Annotated in this window: 22 protein-coding genes and 1 other annotated feature; all 22 genes read right to left on the bottom strand. The window is 42.3% G+C overall.

All coding sequences use genetic code 11. The features are described 5' to 3' along the window. Nucleotides 1-171: 171 nt before the first annotated feature. Complete coding sequence (locus ABTV07_RS07700; protein ID WP_433749570.1) at nucleotides 172-1,488, bottom strand: solute carrier family 23 protein; 1,317 nt, start codon at nucleotides 1,486-1,488, stop codon at nucleotides 172-174. Between the two features lie 154 nt (nucleotides 1,489-1,642). Then, complete coding sequence (gene pyrR / locus ABTV07_RS07695; protein WP_433749567.1) at nucleotides 1,643-2,185, bottom strand: bifunctional pyr operon transcriptional regulator/uracil phosphoribosyltransferase PyrR; 543 nt, start codon at nucleotides 2,183-2,185, stop codon at nucleotides 1,643-1,645. A 199-nt stretch (nucleotides 2,186-2,384) separates the two neighbouring features. Continuing rightward, the gene (locus ABTV07_RS07690) at nucleotides 2,385-3,296 is read right to left on the bottom strand and encodes an RluA family pseudouridine synthase (RefSeq protein ID WP_433749565.1); all 912 of its coding nucleotides are present in this window, start codon (nucleotides 3,294-3,296) and stop codon (nucleotides 2,385-2,387) included. Then, nucleotides 3,262-3,756 (bottom strand): signal peptidase II, encoded by a 495-nt coding sequence (lspA, locus tag ABTV07_RS07685; protein ID WP_114743747.1) that lies wholly within the window; start codon nucleotides 3,754-3,756, stop codon nucleotides 3,262-3,264. The genes ABTV07_RS07690 and lspA overlap by 35 nt, the downstream gene beginning before the upstream one ends. 81 nt (nucleotides 3,757-3,837) lie before the next feature. Further along, nucleotides 3,838-4,125 (bottom strand): hypothetical protein, encoded by a 288-nt coding sequence (locus tag ABTV07_RS07680; protein ID WP_433749562.1) that lies wholly within the window; start codon nucleotides 4,123-4,125, stop codon nucleotides 3,838-3,840. Between the two features lie 312 nt (nucleotides 4,126-4,437). After that, complete coding sequence (ileS, locus tag ABTV07_RS07675) at nucleotides 4,438-7,209, bottom strand: isoleucine--tRNA ligase (RefSeq protein ID WP_433749559.1); 2,772 nt, start codon at nucleotides 7,207-7,209, stop codon at nucleotides 4,438-4,440. Between the two features lie 96 nt (nucleotides 7,210-7,305). After that, nucleotides 7,306-7,548 (bottom strand) — a binding site (T-box leader). 48 nt (nucleotides 7,549-7,596) lie between these two features. Beyond that, nucleotides 7,597-8,109 (bottom strand): DivIVA domain-containing protein, encoded by a 513-nt coding sequence (locus tag ABTV07_RS07670; protein ID WP_433749556.1) that lies wholly within the window; start codon nucleotides 8,107-8,109, stop codon nucleotides 7,597-7,599. A 119-nt stretch (nucleotides 8,110-8,228) separates the two neighbouring features. Beyond that, on the bottom strand, nucleotides 8,229-9,005 hold the full coding sequence (locus ABTV07_RS07665; protein WP_433749554.1) for an RNA-binding protein: 777 nt from the start codon (nucleotides 9,003-9,005) through the stop codon (nucleotides 8,229-8,231). Between the two features lie 49 nt (nucleotides 9,006-9,054). Next, nucleotides 9,055-9,318, bottom strand: coding sequence for a YggT family protein (locus tag ABTV07_RS07660; RefSeq protein ID WP_433749551.1), 264 nt, complete (start codon nucleotides 9,316-9,318; stop codon nucleotides 9,055-9,057). Nucleotides 9,319-9,323: 5 nt separating this feature from the next. After that, nucleotides 9,324-9,776: a cell division protein SepF gene (locus tag ABTV07_RS07655; RefSeq protein WP_433749549.1), complete on the bottom strand. Its 453-nt coding sequence runs from the start codon at nucleotides 9,774-9,776 to the stop codon at nucleotides 9,324-9,326. Nucleotides 9,777-9,778: 2 nt separating this feature from the next. Next, the gene (locus ABTV07_RS07650) at nucleotides 9,779-10,471 is read right to left on the bottom strand and encodes a YggS family pyridoxal phosphate-dependent enzyme (RefSeq protein WP_433749547.1); all 693 of its coding nucleotides are present in this window, start codon (nucleotides 10,469-10,471) and stop codon (nucleotides 9,779-9,781) included. A gap of 4 nt (nucleotides 10,472-10,475) precedes the next feature. Continuing rightward, on the bottom strand, nucleotides 10,476-11,297 hold the full coding sequence (pgeF, locus tag ABTV07_RS07645; RefSeq protein WP_433749544.1) for a peptidoglycan editing factor PgeF: 822 nt from the start codon (nucleotides 11,295-11,297) through the stop codon (nucleotides 10,476-10,478). A gap of 69 nt (nucleotides 11,298-11,366) precedes the next feature. Further along, nucleotides 11,367-11,639 carry a YlmC/YmxH family sporulation protein gene (locus ABTV07_RS07640; RefSeq protein WP_433749542.1) on the bottom strand — a complete coding sequence of 91 codons (273 nt, stop codon included), beginning with the start codon at nucleotides 11,637-11,639 and terminating at the stop codon, nucleotides 11,367-11,369. A 399-nt stretch (nucleotides 11,640-12,038) separates the two neighbouring features. Then, on the bottom strand, nucleotides 12,039-12,815 hold the full coding sequence (gene sigG / locus ABTV07_RS07635; protein WP_433749539.1) for an RNA polymerase sporulation sigma factor SigG: 777 nt from the start codon (nucleotides 12,813-12,815) through the stop codon (nucleotides 12,039-12,041). A gap of 269 nt (nucleotides 12,816-13,084) precedes the next feature. Then, nucleotides 13,085-13,804, bottom strand: a complete 720-nt coding sequence (gene sigE / locus ABTV07_RS07630) for an RNA polymerase sporulation sigma factor SigE (protein WP_433749536.1) — start codon at nucleotides 13,802-13,804, stop codon at nucleotides 13,085-13,087. A 54-nt stretch (nucleotides 13,805-13,858) separates the two neighbouring features. Next, complete coding sequence (gene spoIIGA / locus ABTV07_RS07625; RefSeq protein WP_433749534.1) at nucleotides 13,859-14,782, bottom strand: sigma-E processing peptidase SpoIIGA; 924 nt, start codon at nucleotides 14,780-14,782, stop codon at nucleotides 13,859-13,861. Between the two features lie 341 nt (nucleotides 14,783-15,123). Next, the gene (ftsZ, locus tag ABTV07_RS07620) at nucleotides 15,124-16,263 is read right to left on the bottom strand and encodes a cell division protein FtsZ (protein ID WP_433749531.1); all 1,140 of its coding nucleotides are present in this window, start codon (nucleotides 16,261-16,263) and stop codon (nucleotides 15,124-15,126) included. A gap of 39 nt (nucleotides 16,264-16,302) precedes the next feature. Next, nucleotides 16,303-17,586 carry a cell division protein FtsA gene (gene ftsA / locus ABTV07_RS07615; RefSeq protein ID WP_433749528.1) on the bottom strand — a complete coding sequence of 428 codons (1,284 nt, stop codon included), beginning with the start codon at nucleotides 17,584-17,586 and terminating at the stop codon, nucleotides 16,303-16,305. A gap of 126 nt (nucleotides 17,587-17,712) precedes the next feature. After that, nucleotides 17,713-18,078 carry a small basic family protein gene (locus ABTV07_RS07610; protein ID WP_114743762.1) on the bottom strand — a complete coding sequence of 122 codons (366 nt, stop codon included), beginning with the start codon at nucleotides 18,076-18,078 and terminating at the stop codon, nucleotides 17,713-17,715. A gap of 1 nt (nucleotide 18,079) precedes the next feature. Then, nucleotides 18,080-18,751, bottom strand: coding sequence for a DUF881 domain-containing protein (locus ABTV07_RS07605; RefSeq protein ID WP_433751148.1), 672 nt, complete (start codon nucleotides 18,749-18,751; stop codon nucleotides 18,080-18,082). Between the two features lie 98 nt (nucleotides 18,752-18,849). Then, nucleotides 18,850-19,557, bottom strand: a complete 708-nt coding sequence (locus ABTV07_RS07600; protein WP_433749525.1) for a DUF881 domain-containing protein — start codon at nucleotides 19,555-19,557, stop codon at nucleotides 18,850-18,852. Continuing rightward, nucleotides 19,532-20,320 carry a cell division protein FtsQ/DivIB gene (locus tag ABTV07_RS07595; protein WP_433749522.1) on the bottom strand — a complete coding sequence of 263 codons (789 nt, stop codon included), beginning with the start codon at nucleotides 20,318-20,320 and terminating at the stop codon, nucleotides 19,532-19,534. The genes ABTV07_RS07600 and ABTV07_RS07595 overlap by 26 nt, the downstream gene beginning before the upstream one ends. Nucleotides 20,321-20,418: the final 98 nt, after the last annotated feature.

The raw sequence follows: 20,418 nt of genomic DNA, 5'->3' as shown, positions 1-20,418 counted from the left end.
GATTTCGCTCCTCTCTCTATAAAAAAACACCCTCATTTTATGATGAGGGTGTCTTGAGATGCATTTGAACAGGCCAGAGTGAGGGGAACCTTCTCCCCTGCTTCTCCTGGCTGAATGCTATTCTCTTACACCCTTGAAAGTCTCTCTGTACTTTTTTAAAAGGTGGTAATATTAAGCTACATGTTCATCTATTTTTCCTTCAGAAGAATTGCCTTCCTTTTCAAACATGCTTTCATCCATTTTTTCTCTTCCCGGAAGAATCATATTGAGCAGGACCCCTGCAATGGCAGCGAGAGCCATTCCTTGAATCTGAACTCCTTTGATGTCGATCATGGCCCCTCCGATTCCAATGACCAGGATGACGGATGAGATGACCAGATTCCTTTTATCTCCGAAATCGATTTTACTGTCTACGAGCATCCTTAGTCCGGATGATGCGATGATTCCGAACAGAAGGATGGATACCCCGCCCATTACCGGCGTAGGGATCGTGCTGATCAACGCAGTCACTTTTCCGATGAATCCGAACACGACTGCCAATACCGCAGCGCCGCCAATGACATACACGCTGTATACCCGTGTAATGGCCAGTACACCGATGTTTTCGCCATACGTAGTCTTCGGAGGCCCCCCGATCAGCGCTGAAATGATTGTCGACATTCCATCCCCAAGGATTGAGCGGTGAAGGCCAGGATCTTTGATTAAATCTTTTCCGATAACTTTGCTTAATACAAGCTGATGTCCGATGTGTTCAGAAAGTGTTACGATCGCCACTGGGACCATCAGCCAGACTATATTCATTGTAAGATGAACTTTATAGTCGATGAAGGGAAAAATGAAGTCCGGTTTTTCAAATATGTGCGCTTTTACTACTGGTGAAAAATCTACTATTCCTACAATGGCCGCATAAATGTATCCGATGATGATTCCAATCAAGATTGGAATCAGGCTGAATATTTTCTTTGCATATATGGAGCAGATGATAGTTGCCGCCAAGGTAACAAGTGCTACAGAGAAGTGAAGCATGCTGTATTTTCCATCAGGGCCATTCATAGCCATCCCCACTGCCGTGTTGGCTAGTGCCAATCCGATGACAATGATGACAGGTCCTACGACGATCGGCGGGAGCAGATTCATGATCCACTTGTATCCGGCTTTGCTGATGATGAGTGCGACTATGGCGTAGACGATTCCTGCCAGGAAAGTTCCGATCATCGCTGCACCAGGACCGCCGTTTGCTTTAGCTGCTATGATAGGTGCGATAAAGGCGAAGGATGAACCAAGGTAGGCCGGTACCTTCCCTTTTGTAATGATGATGAAGGACAATGTTCCAAGTCCGCTTGAGATCAAAGCGATTGCCGGGCTTAGACCGACTAGATATGGCACCAGGATCGTGGCACCGAACATTGCGAAAAGGTGCTGCAGACTTAAGGTGATCCATTGAATGGCTGTAGGTTTTTCGTTTATATCCAATATTGGTTTTGACATATTTTTTTCCACCCTTCTTTTTCCAAAATAAAAACCCTTTTTGCTTTGAGGCGCAAAAAGGGTTGTCTGCATGCAGATATACTTCTGGCATGGTGCACTGCAGAGTGAATCCCTTTTTCAGCCTCTCTGGACTAAAATTAAAAGGAAAAGATTATTATTTTTCGTAAATGGTCACTTGATCAGTATCATCTGTTTCAAGCAGTTCTACCACAATTTTTTCAGCGCTTGATGTAGGGATGTTTTTTCCCACATAATCAGCTCGGATCGGCAGTTCCCTGTGACCCCTGTCCACCAGTACAGCCAGTTGAATTTGCGATGGCCTTCCCAGATCCATGATGGCATCCATTGCTGCTCTCACCGTTCTCCCTGTATAAAGGACATCGTCGATGAGGATGACTTTTTTCTCATTGATGTCCACCGGGATATCAGTCCCTTTTACCTCGGGTTCCTGGCTTTCTGTCTTAGTGGTCAGATCATCTCTGTAAAGAGTGATATCCAGTTCTCCGACAGCCAGCTTTTCCCCCTCGATTTCTTTTATCCTTTTGGCCAATCTTTCAGCCAGGAAGATTCCCCTCGTCTTGATTCCGACAAGGACACATTCATGAACCCCTTTATTGCGTTCGATGATTTCGTGTGCCACCCTTGTCAGCGCTCTTCTGATGGCCTGCTGATCTAATACCAGTGCTTTTTGAGTCATGTCAATCACCCCAGAAAATTGATCTGTTTCGTTCGAAAACGGTATAAAAAAACCTCTCACCAATGGATGAGAGGTTTTGGGTATGCTGCACCAAGCCTGCATTCAGATGCACGCTAATATCCGCTTCCTTCTCAGCCTCACTGGACTGTATTAAAGGTTCATTAAGTTAGTACAAGGATAATATGAATAATGGTCTTTGTCAACCACCTTGTCGCAATTCGTCTAAAATCTGCTGAAATTCTTTTGGCATAGGAGCTTCAAATTCCATATATTCTTCTGTTTTAGGGTGGACAAATCCTAGAACGGCTGCATGAAGAGCCTGTCCATCAATCTTCAATGTTTTGCGCGGGCCATATTTTGGATCTCCTGCAAGCGGGAATCCAATATACTTCATATGGACACGGATTTGATGGGTGCGTCCTGTCTCCAATTCACATTCCACAAATGAAAAATGGTCGAAGCGTTCCAAAACACGGAAATGGGTTACAGCGTTCTTCCCATTATCAACGACAGTCATGCTTTGCCTGTCATGGGTATCCCTTCCGATTGGCGCATCTATCGTTCCATAGTCATGCGGAATGATGCCATGGACAATTGCATAATACTTTCTTGTCACTGATTTATCCACCAGCTGCTGAACCAGCTTTTCATGAGCATAATCGTTCTTCGCCACCATTAATAGACCTGACGTATCTTTATCGATTCGATGGACGATTCCCGGGCGAAGGACGCCATTGATTCCGGATAGATCTTTACAATGATGCATAAGACCATTGACCAGTGTACCGGTTAAATGACCGGGAGCGGGATGGACAACCATACCTCTTGGTTTATTTACAACAACGACATCGTGATCTTCATAATAGATATCCAGATTCATGTCTTCCGGCAGTACATCAAGTGCTTCCGGTTCCGGAATGGATATTTCAATTTGGTCGTTCAAACTGCATTTATAATTTGGTTTTATCACTTTGCCATTCACAGTAAGCGCCCCGTCTTTGACCCATTGCTTCACTTGGGTTCTGGACCATTCCGGATTAATTAAGGACACTACTTTATCGATGCGTTCGTTCTGTTCATTTTCTTGTATGATGTGTTCCACTTTCTCCATAAGTTTTCTCCTTCGTTTCTCTCTCTTCTTTCAGCATATAAATCATCAATAAGATGACACCGATCGTCAATGATGCATCCGCAATATTGAAAATAGGGAAATTGTAGCTGAAGATATATGTATGAATAAAATCAACCACTTCTTTGCGGAAAACCCGGTCGATAAAATTGCCGATCGCACCGCCAAGAAGCATTCCGAGGCTAATTCCCAATAAAGGCTTGCCTTTTGCATGTTTTTGCATATAAAAAATGATTCCGCCTATGACGACAACTGTAATCAGGTAGAAAAACCACATTTGCCCCTGAAGGATCCCCCATGCAGCGCCTCTGTTCCGATGACTGGTAATGTAAAAGAAGTTCTTTATGATTTCGATTTCATCGCCAAACTCCATATTTTTGACAATGAGCCATTTTGTCAATTGATCTAATAAAAGGACAAATAGTGCAACAATATAATACACAAAGGCAACCCCCGAATTCTAAATGAAATGATTACCTTTGCATTTTAGCATATAAAAACAGCGGTAACAATGAACTTCGATTCAACCTCCATACGGGATGCTTGATTTTCCGAACTTTTTATGAATTTCTTTCCACTCATTATTGTTTCTGATTGTTGGGAGATGGTGCATGATGTCCAATGGAATTAATTCACCGCTGAATTCACAAATACCAAAAGTATCATTATCGAATTTTGATAATGCGTGCTTTATATCATTTTTTTCCTGTTCGATATAGTGCTTGACCAATGGGTGGACAGATAAGTGCTGGTTAAGTTCAATGTGGGACTCGATCAGTTGCTGATACAGCCTTTTTTTCGTCTCTTCCATCATTACCCCTCCTTCTTATCAAGTAGCATTCCCTCAAAAGAGAAGAAGAAGGTAACGTAAGTATTACTAAAGGTGGTGCTTTTCTCCACCTATATGAATGATTGGCTGTATACACTTAGAATTCCGCTGTGGGCGGACGCTTTCCGCGGGCGGGGCCGAGCCGCTTCCCTCGCTTCGCTCAGTCCAGGGTCTCGACTTTCCCGCTTTTCCCGCAGGAGTCGCCGCCCTCCGCTTCTATCTAGTTCCATAAAAAAAGAGCAGGCTCACATAGTTTATAAATGTGTACCTGCTCTTCTCTATTGCTTACAAATATTATGCTAAATGTGAATAGTTTTCTTTTACTACTTCCGCACAGCGCGGGCATAGGGTTGGATGGTCTTCTGACTTGCCTACTTCAGGTGTGACTGTCCAGCATCTTTCGCATGTTTCTCCTTCTGCTTTCTTAACCACAATGGAGGCGTGGTCAAGTTTTAAAGCATCTTGAGGTGCTTCGTCCACTGATCCGGCCACTTCGAAACCTGAAACAATGAACAACTGCTTTAGGTTTTCTGAAATGCTGTCTAGAAGTGCTTTTGTATTGTCATTTACGTATAACATTACATTTGCAGTCAATGATTTACCAATGACTTTTGCATTCCTTGCTTCTTCAAGCGCTTTTAAAACGTCATCGCGAAGCTTGAGGAACTGATCCCATTTGTTTTCAAGTTCTTCGGAATTGTTGATTTCCTTGACCTCAGGCATATCCGTAAGCTGAACGCTCTCTTCCTCAACACCCGGAATGTATGGCCATACCTCATCCGCAGTATGGGAAAGGATCGGTGAAAGCAATTTGGCCATTGCAACCAATGCTTCGTATAGGACTGTCTGAATCGCTCTTCTCTCGAATTGATCTTCAGCCTCGATATAAAGGACATCTTTTGCGAAATCAAGATAGAAAGAACTTAGATCGAGCGTACAGAAATTATTGACAGCATGATAGATGCCGGCAAAATCATAGCGCTCATACCCTTGTCGAACGTTCTTTACCAAGTTATTCAGCTTAACAAGCATATATTGATCAACTTCACGAAGGTTGACATACTCAACAGTATTGGCTGCAGGGTCAAAATCAGCAAGATTTCCCAGCAAGAATCGGAACGTGTTGCGGATCTTGCGGTAAACTTCTGCGACCTGCTTCAGAATTGGATCTGAAACTCTTACATCTGCTTGATAATCAACTGATGCCACCCATAAACGAAGGATATCCGCACCGAGCTGATTCATGACTTTGGCAGGGACGACAACGTTGCCTAAGGACTTACTCATTTTTCTGCCGTCGCCATCTAGTGCAAAACCGTGGCTCAAGACTCCTTTATACGGTGCCTTGCCTGTTACGGCAACACCAGTCGTCAAGGAAGAGTTAAACCATCCTCTGTATTGGTCAGATCCTTCAAGGTATAAGTCTGCAGGGCGCTGAAGATCGCTGCGCTCTTCCAGTACTGCTTGATGGGAGGATCCTGAATCGAACCATACATCCATGATATCCTGTTCTTTTGTGAATTTGCCGTTAGGGCTGCCTTCATGCGTAAAGTTTTCTGGCAGCAAATCTTTTGCTTCCCTCTCGAACCAAATATTTGATCCATGTTCACGGAAGAGATTCGATACATGGGCAATCGTTTCATCGGTAATGATGGCTTCACCATTTTCAGCATAAAATACCGGAATCGGGACTCCCCATGCACGCTGGCGGGAAATACACCAATCCCCACGGTCGCGCACCATATTGAATAATCTTGTTTCGCCCCAAGCAGGAACCCATTTCGTTTCTTTGACAGCTTCCAATAGTTCATTACGGAACTTATCGATGGAAGCGAACCATTGGGCAGTTGCACGGAAAATAACAGGCTTTTTCGTTCTCCAGTCATGCGGATAGGAGTGCGTGATAAATTTGAGCTTCAGTAAAGCCCCTGATTCTTCAAGTTTTTCAGTGATCGGCTTATTGGCTTCATCATAAAATAACCCTTCAAAGCCTGGTGCTTCTGAAGTCATATATCCTTTATCATCAACTGGACAAAGGACATCCAGTCCGTACTGTTTTCCGACTTGGAAGTCATCTTCACCGTGTCCTGGAGCTGTATGGACGCAGCCGGTACCGGAATCGGTAGTTACGTGTTCGCCAAGAATGACAAGAGACTCGCGGTCATACAATGGATGTTTCGCAGTTGCCTTTTCAAGGTCCGATCCTTTCACGGTCTTTTCTACTTGTGGGGACTCCCACTCAAGCACTTCTGACACTTCTTCAAGAAGGTCTTTTGCTACTACATATTTGCTTCCGCCAGTATTGACCACTGCGTAGTCCAAATCTTTATGAACGGCAATACCGAGATTTGCAGGAATCGTCCAAGGTGTAGTGGTCCAAATGATGATCTTTGTACCGGCTTCAAGGACACCTTTTCCATCCTTAACATCAAATCCGACATAAATGGATGGGGAACGTTTGTCCTGATATTCAATCTCTGCTTCAGCTAAAGCAGATTCGCTGGACGGGGACCAGTATACAGGTTTGAGGCCTTTATAGATGTATCCCTTTTTAGCCATTTCTCCAAACACTTTGATTTGCTGTGCTTCATATTCAGGTTTAAGTGTGATATAAGGATTTTCCCAATCCCCTCTTACTCCCAAGCGTTTGAACTGCTCACGCTGACTGTCGACTTGCTCATAGGCATATTTGGCACACAGTTCCCTGAATTCAGCAACGCTCATTTCTTTCCGTTTGACGCCTTTGTTCGTTAATGCCTGCTCGATAGGAAGACCATGTGTATCCCAGCCGGGTACATATGGAGCACAATAGCCGCTCATCGACTTATAGCGGACAATGAAGTCTTTTAAAACTTTATTTAATGCATGTCCCATATGGATATCGCCATTTGCATATGGTGGTCCATCATGAAGGACAAATAGTGGACGGCCTTGAGTTCTTTCCTGGACTTTTTTATAAATATCCATCTCGTTCCATTTTTCCTGGAGATCCGGTTCTCTTTTTGGAAGGTTCCCTCTCATAGGAAATTCGGTTTTTGGCATAAGCAGTGTATCTTTGTATTCCATTCCAATTCCTCCTTGGCAATGACGGGCAGCAGGACTTAAAAGTGAGGGCGCGATCATATGGTTTTTCAAGAAAAAACAAAAAACCTTCTCGTCCCGAAAAGGGACGAGAAGGTTTATTCCCGTGGTACCACCCTAATAGATCAAGTTTACCCTCGACCCACTTTGACATTCGTATCGCGAATGAAACGCCACCCCTTACAGGCTGTATGAATCAAACAGCGTTCGAGGATGGGACTCAAGGGTGATTTTCCGATCACTATCTTAATCCGGGCTTTCACCTTCCCCAGCTCGCTTTATCTTAAGATCATTGGATCGTACTGTCCCTGTCACCGTCGTTTATCATTGTTATTAATGTTTTTAAATTATATGTGATAGAGAAGTTATTCGTCAAGTCAAGGTGTCTTCTTGAAGGACCTTCAGTTCTGATGCATCAATTTCAAATTCCATCAGTTTGTCCCAGTCATCGTTTTTAAGCATGTCCAACTGTGCTTCGATAAGCATCCTGAAGCGCGTGCGGAATACTTTGGACTGTTTTTTCAAGTCTTCAATTTCAATGGCGATCTTCCTTGCCTTTGATAATGATTCGTTGACAATCCTGTCTGCATTTTTCTCTGCTTCTTTAATGATCAGCTTGGATTCCTTTTGGGCATGCCTTCTTACTTCTTCTGCTGCTTCCTGGGCAACAATGATGGACTTGTTCAGCGTCTCTTCGATATTCGTAAAATGGCTCAATCGTTCATGCATGGAATTTAATTTTTCTTCCAATTCCTTTTTCTCGCGAATGAGGAGTTCATAATCCTTAATGATTTGATCCAGGAACTCATTCACTTCATCTTCATCATACCCTCTAAATCCCTTGCTGAATTCCTTGTTATGTATATCCAACGGTGTTAAAGGCATGCTGCCACCTCCACAATATCTTTATCTTCTACTATTTGTAAAAAATACTCCACTAGTTCATAAATCAATTATACTGATGTTTCGACAACTTGTGTGAAAAATCCTGCAATTTTCTAAAATTATTTCAAAACTCCTACGACAATCCGCCATTTATCTTTCTTTGTCTTCCCTTCAATCGACACAATTTTTGCTCGGCCAAATCCCCTTGCTGAAATCATATCCCCTTCCTCACAGAGAAATGATGTCTGTTCTGATATCTTCCAGTTGACCTTGACATGTCCGGACTGGATCAAAAGCTGGGATTTTTGTCTTGAAATATTCATGATGGCCCCGAGGACTGCATCAAGTCTTAGAGAACTTACTGTAGTGGAACTTTCTTTCCATTCTTCAGGATTCGGGAGCAGGTCTGCAAGAGGCTTATCTTCCACATTTACTGGGGTCTTACCGACATGAGTAAACTCCATCCTTACAAAATCATTCATCTCTTTCACTGACAAAAATTGAACCTTCTCACCGGAAACAATGATATCCCCGAACTTTTCCCTTTTGAGTCCGATAGACATCAAGCTCCCTAATACTTTTCGATGATCAATGGAGACGAATTTGTGAGGATAATTGATTTCGGCTACAGTGATTAAAAAATCCTCTTCACTTGGTGAATAGTAGGATGGGTAGATCAACGCCCTTTTTCTTTCTGCTTGTTCGTATCCGCCAAAAAAGGAGCACTTGATTTCTCCATCTTTTCCGATAATTGATTGGACGATCCATTGCTGTCTGGGATCAAGGAAATCAGTCAGTTTAGGGGCATAGGATGTTTCTGTATATTGACGCCATTGGATGACGCTGTCCACAAAATCTTTTTCTTCTGAACGAAAATGCTGGTAAATATCTGTCATTATTCAACCTCTATTCCGGAAAATAAAAAAGGAAGCAGATAGCTCCCTTTTATATCGTCCACCTGATCAATTGTTGAATCCCATTCATCGCCAAATTCAAAACGATGAAAGCAACGATTGGTGAGATATCGATCATCCCTATAGGCGGTACGATTCTTCTGAACGGCTCTAAGTAAGGCTCGCAAATTCTTGTCAACACCCGTCCAACACTTGTTTCCCTTGCGTTAGGGAACCAGGACATCAAAATGTATATGACCAGCGCCCATGAATATAATTGAACCAGTTTTGCTAATGCTACCAATAACCATGTCATTCTACCTAGGACCACCTCGTATCATCTATATCAGCCTCAGTGAACAGTTCGGAAATGTTTCCGGAAACCTCTACGTTGTCAGGGGTGCAAAGAAAGATATTGGATCCTACCCTTTGGATATCCCCGCCGATGGCATATACAGTACCACTCAAAAAGTCAACGATCCTTTTAGCCTGGTCATGCTGAATCCTTTGCAGGTTGACCACAACAGCCCGCCTATTTTTTAAGTGATCTGCAATTTCCTGGGCTTCTGCATACACCCTTGGCTCAACCAATATTACCTTGGAAGATTTTTGAACACTTTGCAGACTGACAATATTTTGTTTTACATTTCCTTGCTGTGCCTTCACCATCGGCTGTTTAGCCGGTTCAGCCTCTTCTTCCATGATTTCTTCTTCCATATCATCATATTCATCATCTAAAAGAAAAAATGTTTTAAATTTTGATTTTAGTCCCATTACTACACCTCCAGTTCATTTTCAGCGGCACCGACCAATGATGTTCCTATGCGAATATAGGTTGCCCCTTCTTCTATGGCAATCCCATAATCATTGGACATCCCCATTGACAATTCTGTACATGGGGCGTATTCAAGATCCAGCTCTTTGGCTTTCAGTTGAAGTTCCTTTAAATCTGAGAAGCACTTTCGAATTACCTTTTCATCAGTTGAGTTTGGCGCCATTGTCATTAGACCAATTATATGGATGTTTTTAAACTTGTCCAATTGTTTGATAAAATCCATTGCCTCTTGTGGGTCAAGTCCATGCTTGGATTCTTCGCCTGAAGTATTCACTTGAACAAAGCAATTAATCGGCTGGCCTGCCCGTTTATCGATTTCCTTTGCGAGTGAAATCCTATCAAGGGAATGTATGTAATCAACTTTTTCTATGATGTTTTTCACTTTCCTCGTTTGCAATGAACCGATGAAGTGCCAGATGGGCTCATCTCCAAGAACTTCCCATTTTTCGTTTAAGCCCTCATCCCTATTCTCACCAAGATGTATGAGACCAGCTCTCATCGCTTCCTGTGCACGTTCAGCAGAAACCTGCTTGGTCACTGCCACAATCGTGATTTCACTGCGGTTCCTTCCTGATTTCCTGCACGCTTCTTCAATGCGTTTTTCGATCAGCTCTAGATTTTCTGCTACTTTCATGAAGTCATTCTCCTTTCCAGCCAATAAAGCTGAGCATCCTGCCTGTTTTCCCTTCATCTCTTCTATGCGAAAAATAATGTGGGGAATCACAGCTTGTACAGAATTGCGTCATTTCGATATGGTTGGCCGGAATGCCTGATTTTATCAATATCAATCTGTTCATTTCTTTAAGGTCAATGGAATACTGCCCTTGACTGATTTCATTATATGGTTTTTCAACCGATTCATCCAGCCATATTTCCATTTCATTTATAACACGGTCATCCACGACATAGCAATTCCTGCAGATTGATGGGCCGATCGCCACCTGGATTTCTTCAGGTGAAATCCCTTCTGCCATCCATGTTCTGACCATTTCGGAAGCAATTCCTTTTGCTGTCCCTTTCCACCCTGCATGGGCAATACCGATATACCCTTGTTCAGGGGCAATGAAAAATAATGGCACACAGTCGGCAAACGCTAATGTCAAAAGAATTCCAGGTTCATTTGTATAGAATCCGTCTGTATCTTTGAAGCCTGATGCATATTCCTTTGCACCTTTCCCACGGTCGCTCAACGATGCCTTGACGATTCGATTTCCATGGGTCTGTTCTGCACCAACCCAATTATCGATTGGAGTTCCGAGTCGTTCAGCCAGCTGTCTGCGGTTAGATACCACTTTATCCAACTCATCTCCCACGTGGAACCCCATATTCAAGCTTTCGAAAGGTCCTGTACTAAAACCGCCTTCTTTTGAAGTAAAACCTGCAGCTAGATTAGGGAAACGGCTGACCCATTCCGACAGCGTGTAGTATTCTGTAAACTTTCGATCAAATGGTTCACCCATAATAAAGCTCCTCCATTTGTATTTTCTTTAGTTTACCATACGCCCGGCATGCGGTCAGCATATATATCATCACTTAGGTTCATTTAACTGCTGCTGTGTATATTTTTGCTCTTTGAACCTGACTAATATCACATCAGTCCCAATCTTCACGATATTGTTCCATGGAATCACAATATCTTCCTCTTTCCCAAACAGCCCAAGCAGCTTCCCTCCTGAACCAATCACAATAGCATCTATTTTGCCCGTTTCCAAGTTGATTTCGATATCCCCAATATTGCCTAATTTTTTCCCATCGGAAATATTTACGACATCCTTGATTTGAAATTCAGAGATCCTGACCAAGGGAATCCCCCTCTCCTTTTTGTTCTCATTCAAGTATATGCGTGATCCGTGAGAAAACATGTGTAATAGAAAAATGCCGCTGGAGCAAGTCCATCGGCATTTTTCTATTATAAACATTCTGAGTGAAATTTTGTCCAGCTCCGCCGGCTAGAGGCTGGGAGGTTTCCTTCAGCGCGCTTACGATAAGTCAACATCGATTCGCTTCGCTTATCGTGTTTCCTTTATCTCGCAGCACTTCAGTCCAACCTCGGCGCCTCTAAACAGCCGGCTCCGCTTTTCTTATTGTCCAGCTCCAGCTCCTAGCCCCTCGAGTCATAAGCCGCACCTCTACGGAAATCAGGATTTCCTTCGAGTTCCGGCTTATGCTGGTCGGGGCTGTTTGAGGCACTTCCGCTTTTCTTATTGAATGTTTTTATTCATATGTTTAATCGCTGCTTTTTCCAGCCTTGACACTTGAGCTTGTGAGATCCCGATTTCCTCTGCAACCTCCATCTGCGTCTTGCCCTGGAAAAATCTCTTTCTGATGATCATCTTCTCTCTTTCATTCAACCTGCGCATTCCTTCCTTTAGGGCTATTTCCTCAATCCATTGGATATCTTTATTTTTTTCATCACTCAATTGATCCATGACAAAAATCGGATCCCCCCCATCATTGTATATAGGTTCGAACAATGAAACAGGGTCTTGTATCGCATCCAATGCAAATACGACTTCCTCATGGGCCACCTCAAGCACTTTTGCAATTTCTTCAGCAGTCGGCTCCCTCGATGTTTCACTCATCAATCTTTCACGGACTTGAAGGGCTTTATAGGCAATATCCCTCAAACTTCTTGAAACACGGATAGGATTATTATCCCTAAGATATCGGCGGATTTCCCCGATAATCATCGGTACTGCATAGGTGGAAAATTTAACATTTTGGCCCAAATCGAAATTATCGATTGATTTCATCAATCCGATGCAGCCAACTTGAAACAAGTCGTCCACAAATTCTCCTCGGTTATTAAACCTCTGGATGACACTGAGGACCAATCGCAAGTTTCCATTTACTAATTTTTCTCTAGCCCAAAGTTCCCCTGACTGCATTTGCTTAAAAAGCAATCTCATTTCCTCATTTTTGAGGACAGGGAGTTTAGATGTGTCCACACCGCAAATTTCCACTTTATTTCGCGTCAAGTCTTTTCCCTCCTTACAGGAGCTGCTGTTCAAAGTTAAGTATCTCCTCGGCAGGGAAATTTATGCACAGCATGAGTGCTTCAAAAATGGAAAATGGATGTCTTTATTGTTCAGGAATTCAAGTGTATCAAGCTGCAAATCGAGCAGGAAAATATTTGGCATGAATAAAAATAATAAAATTCAAAAAAACAGATAATTTTTCCGGCGCTATTTCCTACTTGCCGGAAAAATCATCTGTCTCAACGTTTGTTTCATATCAGCCACCAATTTTAAACCATTTTATTAAATTCTTTCCTAAGGCGCTTAATGATTCTTTTCTCAAGCCTGGAGATGTAGGATTGAGAAATCCCCAGCATATCTGCTACATCTTTTTGCGTTTTTTCTTCTCCGCCAACCAGCCCAAACCTAAGCTCCATGATTTGTTTTTCACGGTCTGAAAGCTGATGGAGCGCATTGAATAACAGCTTCCTGTCAACGGTTGCTTCTAAGTCTTTTGTAATTATATCCTCTTCTGTCCCCAAAACATCTGATAGGAGAAGTTCATTTCCATCCCAATCAATATTGAGCGGCTCATCAAATGATACTTCAGAACGAATTTTGTTATTTCTTCTCAAATACATCAATATCTCATTTTCGATACAGCGGGAGGCATATGTAGCAAGCTTGATTTTTTTCTCCGGATTAAATGTATTTACAGCTTTTATCAATCCAATTGTCCCGATGCTGATGAGATCCTCTATATTTATGCCTGTGTTTTCAAATTTCCTTGCTATATAGACAACAAGTCTCAAATTTCTTTCAATCAATAAAGAACGCGCAGCTTTATCTCCATTTGGAAGCTTTTTCAAAAGCACTTCTTCTTCATCTTTAGAAAGCGGCGGCGGCAATGCCTCACTGCCGCCAATGTAATAGATCTCGTCTGTTTTCAATCCTAATTTAATTAGGAGCTTATACCAATAATACGAGAGTTTCAGCCTGAAATTTTTCAACTTGTTTCCTCCTTCTATTTTTGCTAAGTGCTGAGTATAGTATTATTACCTTCTTTAAGATGCCGTTTTGATGCTGATTCCTGAAACCATCTTGGGATGGACGATGCAGTTGAATTCTCCATCTCCTGAAAGGGTTTGATCCGTAAAAGATATTAGCCCTTTTTTGACCACCCAACTTTCATCCCCTTTAAAAATCACTAATCGGTCGGGTTTGAATGCAGTGAGAAGCTGATTCGATTTGCCCACTGACTTGGCAGGGATGAATCGCAATTTATCCGTCCACTCTTCGCTGAGTGAAACGGACCCGTCCATGAATCCATCAGGATTTTTGGCCAATTCAATGATTTCTTTTGGAAGAGACTGCTGTCCTATAATCGATGCAATCATCACCGGCATATTGGAAATGGGGTCGTAAAGTTTATTCCCACTGTCTATCAGGCCATTGAAGGACATATGAATATGATTTATTTCAATTGAAACTTTCACCAATTGCTCATATTCGATTTTAGCCATTTCAAAGGTCTCAATTCTTTTCCTGGAAAAATACCAGGCAGCAGGGATGCCAAACATTACGAAAATCCAGGATATCGGATCTCCAAACCCTTTAATACTTGCTAAAAATAACGAAGATGAGTAGTCAAGCTGAAATGATAGAAGATAATGAGTGCCAATTAAAATGCCGCCAAGGAGAAAGGTAGTAAAATAAAAAGTCATCAGGCAGCTAAAGTAAGATTTCATTCGACTGAAGCCAAAGACACTAAATACCATTACCAAAGAAAAAAAGATTTTGATGGCTGCATTGTTCGCTAAAAATCCGATGGGAGTCAAGGGCAAAAATATCAAGATGGATCCTATCAATCCTCCTATTCCTATCCTCCACCACTTAACCCTTCTTTTTAGAAGTATGGAAGTCAGCCATAATAACATGCTATCCACAAGCAGATTCAATAGCCAAATGACGTCCAAATATACGACCAATCATCCCCCTCCAATCCATTACCTTTTTCAAGAAGTATATCTTACATTGCGCCTGAAATATGTCAGTTCTTGTAACGGATACCCAAGAAATTTTCAAAGATTACAACGAATTTTGTCATAGAAAAGCGCAAGCGACCTGAAAGCCCCGACCAGCATAAGACGGAACTCGAAGGAAATCCTGATTTCCGTAGAGGTACGGCTTATGACTCGAGGGGCTGGGCGCTGGAGCTGGACAAAGAAAAGCGCAAGCGACCTGAAAGCCCCGACCAGCGTACGTAAGTTTTATTAATTTTAACCACAAAAAAAAACGAGTGGTTTTCACCACTCGCTTTTCAAAAAATTTATCTGCGACGATTTCGGTTGCGAAGGAAGGTTGGAATATCCAATGTTTCTTCCATCGGCTGAGATGAAGATGTTCTAGCAGGTTCAGGCTGCTGCTCTTCTCGTTTAGGCTCTCTTTTTGGAGCTTGAGAAACGGTTGGCTTCATCTGTCCGAATGAAGGGCGCGTAGGCTTTGGCTGAACAGCCTCTTCATTAAAGCCTGTTGCAATGACCGTCACAACGATTTCGTCTTTGAAATTTTCATTGATTACGGAACCGAAAATCATATTTACTTCTTGATCTGAGGCAGATGCTACAATATCTGCAGCTTCTTGAACTTCATACAAGCTTAAATTCGTTCCACCTGTGATATTCATCAAAACACCTTGTGCTCCATCAATGGATGTTTCAAGCAATGGCGAGGAAATGGCTTTCTTCGCAGCTTCAGTGGCGCGGTTTTCACCTGTTGCCACCCCGATACCCATCAAAGCAGATCCTTTATTGGACATAATCGTTTTTACATCCGCAAAGTCAAGGTTGATTAATCCCGGCACGGCGATCAAGTCTGAAATACCCTGAACACCTTGGCGAAGAACATTATCCGCCTCACGGAATGCTTCAAGCATAGGTGTACTTTTATCAACGATTTCTAACAATCTATCATTTGGAATGACAATCAATGTGTCTACTGATTCCTTCATGGCAGAAATTCCGCCGGCTGCTTGTGTTTGGCGCTTTCTTCCTTCAAAAGTGAAAGGACGAGTCACAACGCCAACTGTCAATGCACCCAAATCTCTAGCAATCTGCGCAATGACAGGTGCTGCACCAGTTCCGGTACCGCCTCCCATTCCAGCAGTGACGAATACCATGTCAGCTCCTCTAAGAGCTTCCTCAATTTGCTCTTTGCTCTCTTCGGCAGCCTTTTTACCTACCTCAGGATTAGCTCCTGCTCCAAGACCCCTTGTCAATTTTGCACCGATTTGCATTTTAATTTCTGCTTTTGAAAGGTTTAAGGCTTGAGCATCTGTATTTACAGAGATGAACTCAACTCCCTGAACACCATGTTCGATCATTCGGTTAACAGCATTGTTTCCGCCGCCGCCAACACCGATTACTTTAATAGTTGCTAATTGGTCTAAATTTGTATCAAACTCCAACATGACAAATCCTCCTAATTCGTCGATTTCCGCTTCGATGTCCTACTCGAAAAAGTAACCAAAGAACTTCTTCATTTTATTTGATATTTTTTCCTCGGGCTGTTTTTCTACCTTTGGCTTTGCTTGAGTTGGTTTTGCTTGCCTTTTCTCAATAGCTTCTGATGGAACAGGAGAAGCACTAACATTTCTCCCTTGCAATCTAGCAGTCTTGTGTGCATATTTTATCAATCCGACTGCAGTAGTATATTGAGATTCGCGCACACCGATATAGTCTGGAATTGCTACTCTAACCCTATTTTGGAATACGAGCTGAGCTAGATCCAAAACCCCTGGAAGGCTTGACATGCCGCCGGTCAAAACATAACCGCCAGGCAAGTCCCTCACTCCAAGTCTTTTCAGTTCATGCTGGACCAAATCGAATATTTCTTCGAGCCTTGCTTCAATGATATCAGAAATCTCCAGTTGATTAAATTGTTGATGCTGATCACTTCCGATAATTGGTACGCTAAAAACTTCTTCTTCGGATGCATGATCATAAAATGCATGTCCATACTTCACTTTGATTCTTTCTGCGTCATCCGTTGATGTACGGAGACCGATGGACAAGTCCTTGGTAATATGCTCCCCTCCAACCGGTAGAACCGAAGTGACCTTTAAATGCCCTTGTTCGAATACTGCCAGTGTAGTGGAACCTCCACCTATGTCTATCAGCGCTGCACCAAGATTTTGTTCATCCTTGGATAGGGCAATGGAACCTGCTGCAAGAGGCTGCAGCACAATATCTGTAATATCGAGTCCTGCCCTTTCTACACAGCGAAGTGTATTATGTAAAATCGTTTTTGAACCCGTAATGATTGTTCCTTCCATTTCGAGCCTGACACCTATCATTCCACGCGGATCATTGATTTCATCGAGCCCGTCCACGATGAATTGCTTAGGGATGACATTAATGATTTCACGTTCCGGCGGGATGGAAATCACTTGTGCAGCATCCATTACCCTTGCTACATCTTCATCAGTTATTTCCCTGTTTTCACTCGATACGGCTACCACCCCGTGGCAAGGCTGCAAAGCGACATGGTTGCCGGCAACTCCGACAATGACCTTGTCAATATTCATACCTATCATTCTCTCAGCCTGTTCGACTGCTTTTTTAATAGATTGAACCGTTTCGTCTATATCGACGATGGATCCTTTGCGAATCCCTTCAGAATGAACGTTCCCAACACCGATAATGTTTAATGCATCATTTACCATTTCTCCGATAATGACCTTTACAGTGGATGTACCGATGTCAAGACTTACATATATTTCATTGCTGTTCACTCTATGGCACCTCCTTCAACAAATCTGCGACTTTTTCATATTTAGAACAACAAATGCATAATTCACTTGATTTCAAATGATCTATTATTGATATTCGGCAAAACTAAAGTATTCCCTTTTAAAAAATCAACTTTTTTCTGATTTTTCTTGAGAATTGGCCGACCATTTGCTGATCATGATCCGCCTGATGACTGCGATGTTCTGGAATAGCCTTACGCCGAATGCAAAAACGGCTGCTAAATACAAGTCTACACCAAGATGAACCCCTAGAAAAGCTAAACTTGCAGCCAGCAAAATGTTAAAAAAGAATCCAGATACAAAAACTTTGTCATCATATATATTTTGCAAATGTGCCCTTATTCCCCCGAAGAGGGTATCCAGGGCAGCAAGGACCGCAATGGATAAATAATTCGAGTATTCATCAGGTATGCGGATATCTGTCAACAGCCCCAATATAACACCTATGAGGAGCCCGAGTATCGGAAGCCACATCTTATTTCTCTCCTTTTTCTTTAACAGGCTCCATATAGCGAATCCTTAGTATATCTTGATAGGCAGGGATGGTAATATTCTTGTTCGGTTTTGAAATATTCACCCTTAAATCATCTATGAAGAAATCATCAGCCGACTTGGAAACACTCATTCGATTATATAATTTTTGGGCAGTATCCCAATCTTTGGCGATTACTTTGACCTCGATGGGAACAGAATGAATGGCATACCCATTCACCTTTGTTTCACCATTGATATCCCTTATGACCGAATTATTGATAATTCGCTGTCCATCGATTGATATGTATAAAGCGTCGTACATATTCAGTTCATTGACCAGCCTTTTCAGCAAATCCGGCGAAACGGATTTTACTGTCTTACCCAGGAGCATTTCTTCGTATACAGGCTCAATAGTCAGCACGATTCCTGGTCCGGCAGCTTCTGTCAATCCTGCTTCTTTTTTTAATTCATCAAGTGTTTCTCGGAGGGCTTCCTCTTTGCTTCCTTTTTTCTTTGTTTCATACTTGTCCAGCTTTTCTTCATTGGACCTGATTTCACTGATCAATTTGGACTGCGTTTCTTTTTCCTTTAACAGTGCTTCCCTTAATTCCCAAATATCCCTTGTATCCCTGATCACAGGTTTTTTGACTGTTTGAAACTGGATGGCCAGCATAAATCCAATGATGATCGTGATGAAGGTAAAGCTGATTTTAATTTTTTTAGCCACTCCATTTCACCAAGCCTTCTTTTAAAACCATAGTCATATTCCAATCATGATCCTCTCAGGATTGGGTCCATGACTAATTCATCTTTCTTTTCCATTTTGAATATGATGTTCTCATTCACTAACCGGTCCTTCACCCCGCCTGTGATGCTCAATGCCGAAGAAAGAACTGCAGGATCTCCTATGGCACTGATTGTGAATGGAGCAGGGTGCTGTACACCATCTACTGTGATGACAGGACCATTGCAGAGAATATAGGAATTATGCTGGAGCCTCTGTCCGTTGACTGCAACTGCACTTGCTCCTGCAATATACAATTCATTGATTACATTGAAAACATGATGTTCATGCACAAGGTAATTATTCACGTTTTCCTCATCGGGATCATATTCGCCATCTTCTAAGGTGACTTCAATCCCTTTACCTTTTACTTTCACCATGCCTAAATACATCCGGTACTTTTCAGCATCTTCAGCCAGGTTGAAAAAAACTTGTTCTTCCTTAGATAAATCTTTTTCAACATCAAGCACTTTTGACTGCTTTTCAAAAAGTTCATTTTGCAGTTTTCGATTATCTTTCTGCTGTTGGATGATTTGGTTGCGAAGCTGATCCTCCATCGCCCATTGACGGTCCGAGATTTTATTCCCGTTCTTCTCCTTATTCGCTAAACTATAGGAAAACGCAAGGATAAACCCAAGGACCAGGGTGACAAGGGAAAGGACGACCTGCTTACCTTTTATCTTCTTTTTTTTCATTTTGTTTGTCCTCTCCTGTGTCATAAGCTTTAAAGAAGGAGCCGACTTCAAGGTCGATGATTCCTTTTTTATTTGGATCCAGCTGGCTTATGATGGAAGGGTAATGAATCATTTTATCCGAAAAACTGCGAATGGTGGCCGTCACTTCGAATCCATCGTTCATGTATAATGTGATATGATATTTATCTGTCTTTTTAGGGGCATATTGGATTTCAGAAATGGAATTGATGATTTCGTCAGGTAAAGTCCTCAACTGTTCAACCATTTCATTCAGCACCGCTCCCTCTTTGAAATCTGTAAGGAGAGGTGAGTTGACACGGACAGTCTTGCTGCCTCCGTCTTTAACGATGCGTCCATTTTCTAAAACAGGATAAAAGCTTGTCCCTTTTGACAGAAAAGCGATCCGGCCGTATTCCTTAACATGGATCTTATAGGAATTAGGCAGACGGACACTTACTTTGGCAGATTTTATTTCCGGGAGTTTTTCAAGATTCTTTACAGTTTGATCCCGATTGATCCCCCATACATTCATGCCTTTTGAAATCCCGCTCGCTTTGATGACTGCTTTCTCACTTAATAAGTGGCTGCCTTCTACTTGGATCGAGCCAACTTTACTGATGGAAGATTGAAAATATCCGATGCAAGCTATAAGCAGAAAAAAGATTGAGAGGAGGATGATGAGCCTTCGATTCGCTTTCCGCTTTCTCTGCTGCTTGATTTTCGGAATGCGGTCTTCCAGAGAAACGATATTTCCTTTTTTCATCACAATCCACCTTTACCAAATCCGCAAAAAATGACAGATAACATTTTTCACCGTCTTACTGTGAAGTATGTGGACTTGTCATTGCAATTCTATTTTCT

It is taken from the genome of Falsibacillus pallidus, from assembly GCF_050990905.1.
Lineage (GTDB): Bacteria > Bacillota > Bacilli > Bacillales > DSM-25281 > Falsibacillus > Falsibacillus pallidus_A.
Note: the sequence above shows the minus strand (reverse complement) of the source record. Positions and strands in the feature narration are given on the sequence as shown.

Excerpts from the sequence above, each read along its gene's own strand:
- ABTV07_RS07700 (WP_433749570.1), bottom strand. The coding sequence starts at position 1,488 with ATGTCAAAACCAATATTGGATATAAACGAAAAACCTACAGCCATTCAA.
- pyrR (WP_433749567.1), bottom strand. The coding sequence starts at position 2,185 with ATGACTCAAAAAGCACTGGTATTAGATCAGCAGGCCATCAGAAGAGCG.
- ABTV07_RS07690 (WP_433749565.1), bottom strand. The coding sequence starts at position 3,296 with ATGGAGAAAGTGGAACACATCATACAAGAAAATGAACAGAACGAACGC.
- ABTV07_RS07680 (WP_433749562.1), bottom strand. The coding sequence starts at position 4,125 with ATGGAAGAGACGAAAAAAAGGCTGTATCAGCAACTGATCGAGTCCCAC.
- ileS (WP_433749559.1), bottom strand. The coding sequence starts at position 7,209 with ATGGAATACAAAGATACACTGCTTATGCCAAAAACCGAATTTCCTATG.
- ABTV07_RS07670 (WP_433749556.1), bottom strand. The coding sequence starts at position 8,109 with ATGCCTTTAACACCGTTGGATATACATAACAAGGAATTCAGCAAGGGA.
- ABTV07_RS07665 (WP_433749554.1), bottom strand. The coding sequence starts at position 9,005 with ATGACAGATATTTACCAGCATTTTCGTTCAGAAGAAAAAGATTTTGTG.
- ABTV07_RS07660 (WP_433749551.1), bottom strand. The coding sequence starts at position 9,318 with ATGACATGGTTATTGGTAGCATTAGCAAAACTGGTTCAATTATATTCA.
- ABTV07_RS07655 (WP_433749549.1), bottom strand. The coding sequence starts at position 9,776 with ATGGGACTAAAATCAAAATTTAAAACATTTTTTCTTTTAGATGATGAA.
- ABTV07_RS07650 (WP_433749547.1), bottom strand. The coding sequence starts at position 10,471 with ATGAAAGTAGCAGAAAATCTAGAGCTGATCGAAAAACGCATTGAAGAA.
- pgeF (WP_433749544.1), bottom strand. The coding sequence starts at position 11,297 with ATGGGTGAACCATTTGATCGAAAGTTTACAGAATACTACACGCTGTCG.
- ftsZ (WP_433749531.1), bottom strand. The coding sequence starts at position 16,263 with ATGTTGGAGTTTGATACAAATTTAGACCAATTAGCAACTATTAAAGTA.
- ABTV07_RS07610 (WP_114743762.1), bottom strand. The coding sequence starts at position 18,078 with ATGTGGCTTCCGATACTCGGGCTCCTCATAGGTGTTATATTGGGGCTG.
- ABTV07_RS07605 (WP_433751148.1), bottom strand. The coding sequence starts at position 18,751 with ATGCTGGCCATCCAGTTTCAAACAGTCAAAAAACCTGTGATCAGGGAT.
- ABTV07_RS07600 (WP_433749525.1), bottom strand. The coding sequence starts at position 19,557 with ATGAAAAAAAAGAAGATAAAAGGTAAGCAGGTCGTCCTTTCCCTTGTC.
- ABTV07_RS07595 (WP_433749522.1), bottom strand. The coding sequence starts at position 20,320 with ATGAAAAAAGGAAATATCGTTTCTCTGGAAGACCGCATTCCGAAAATC.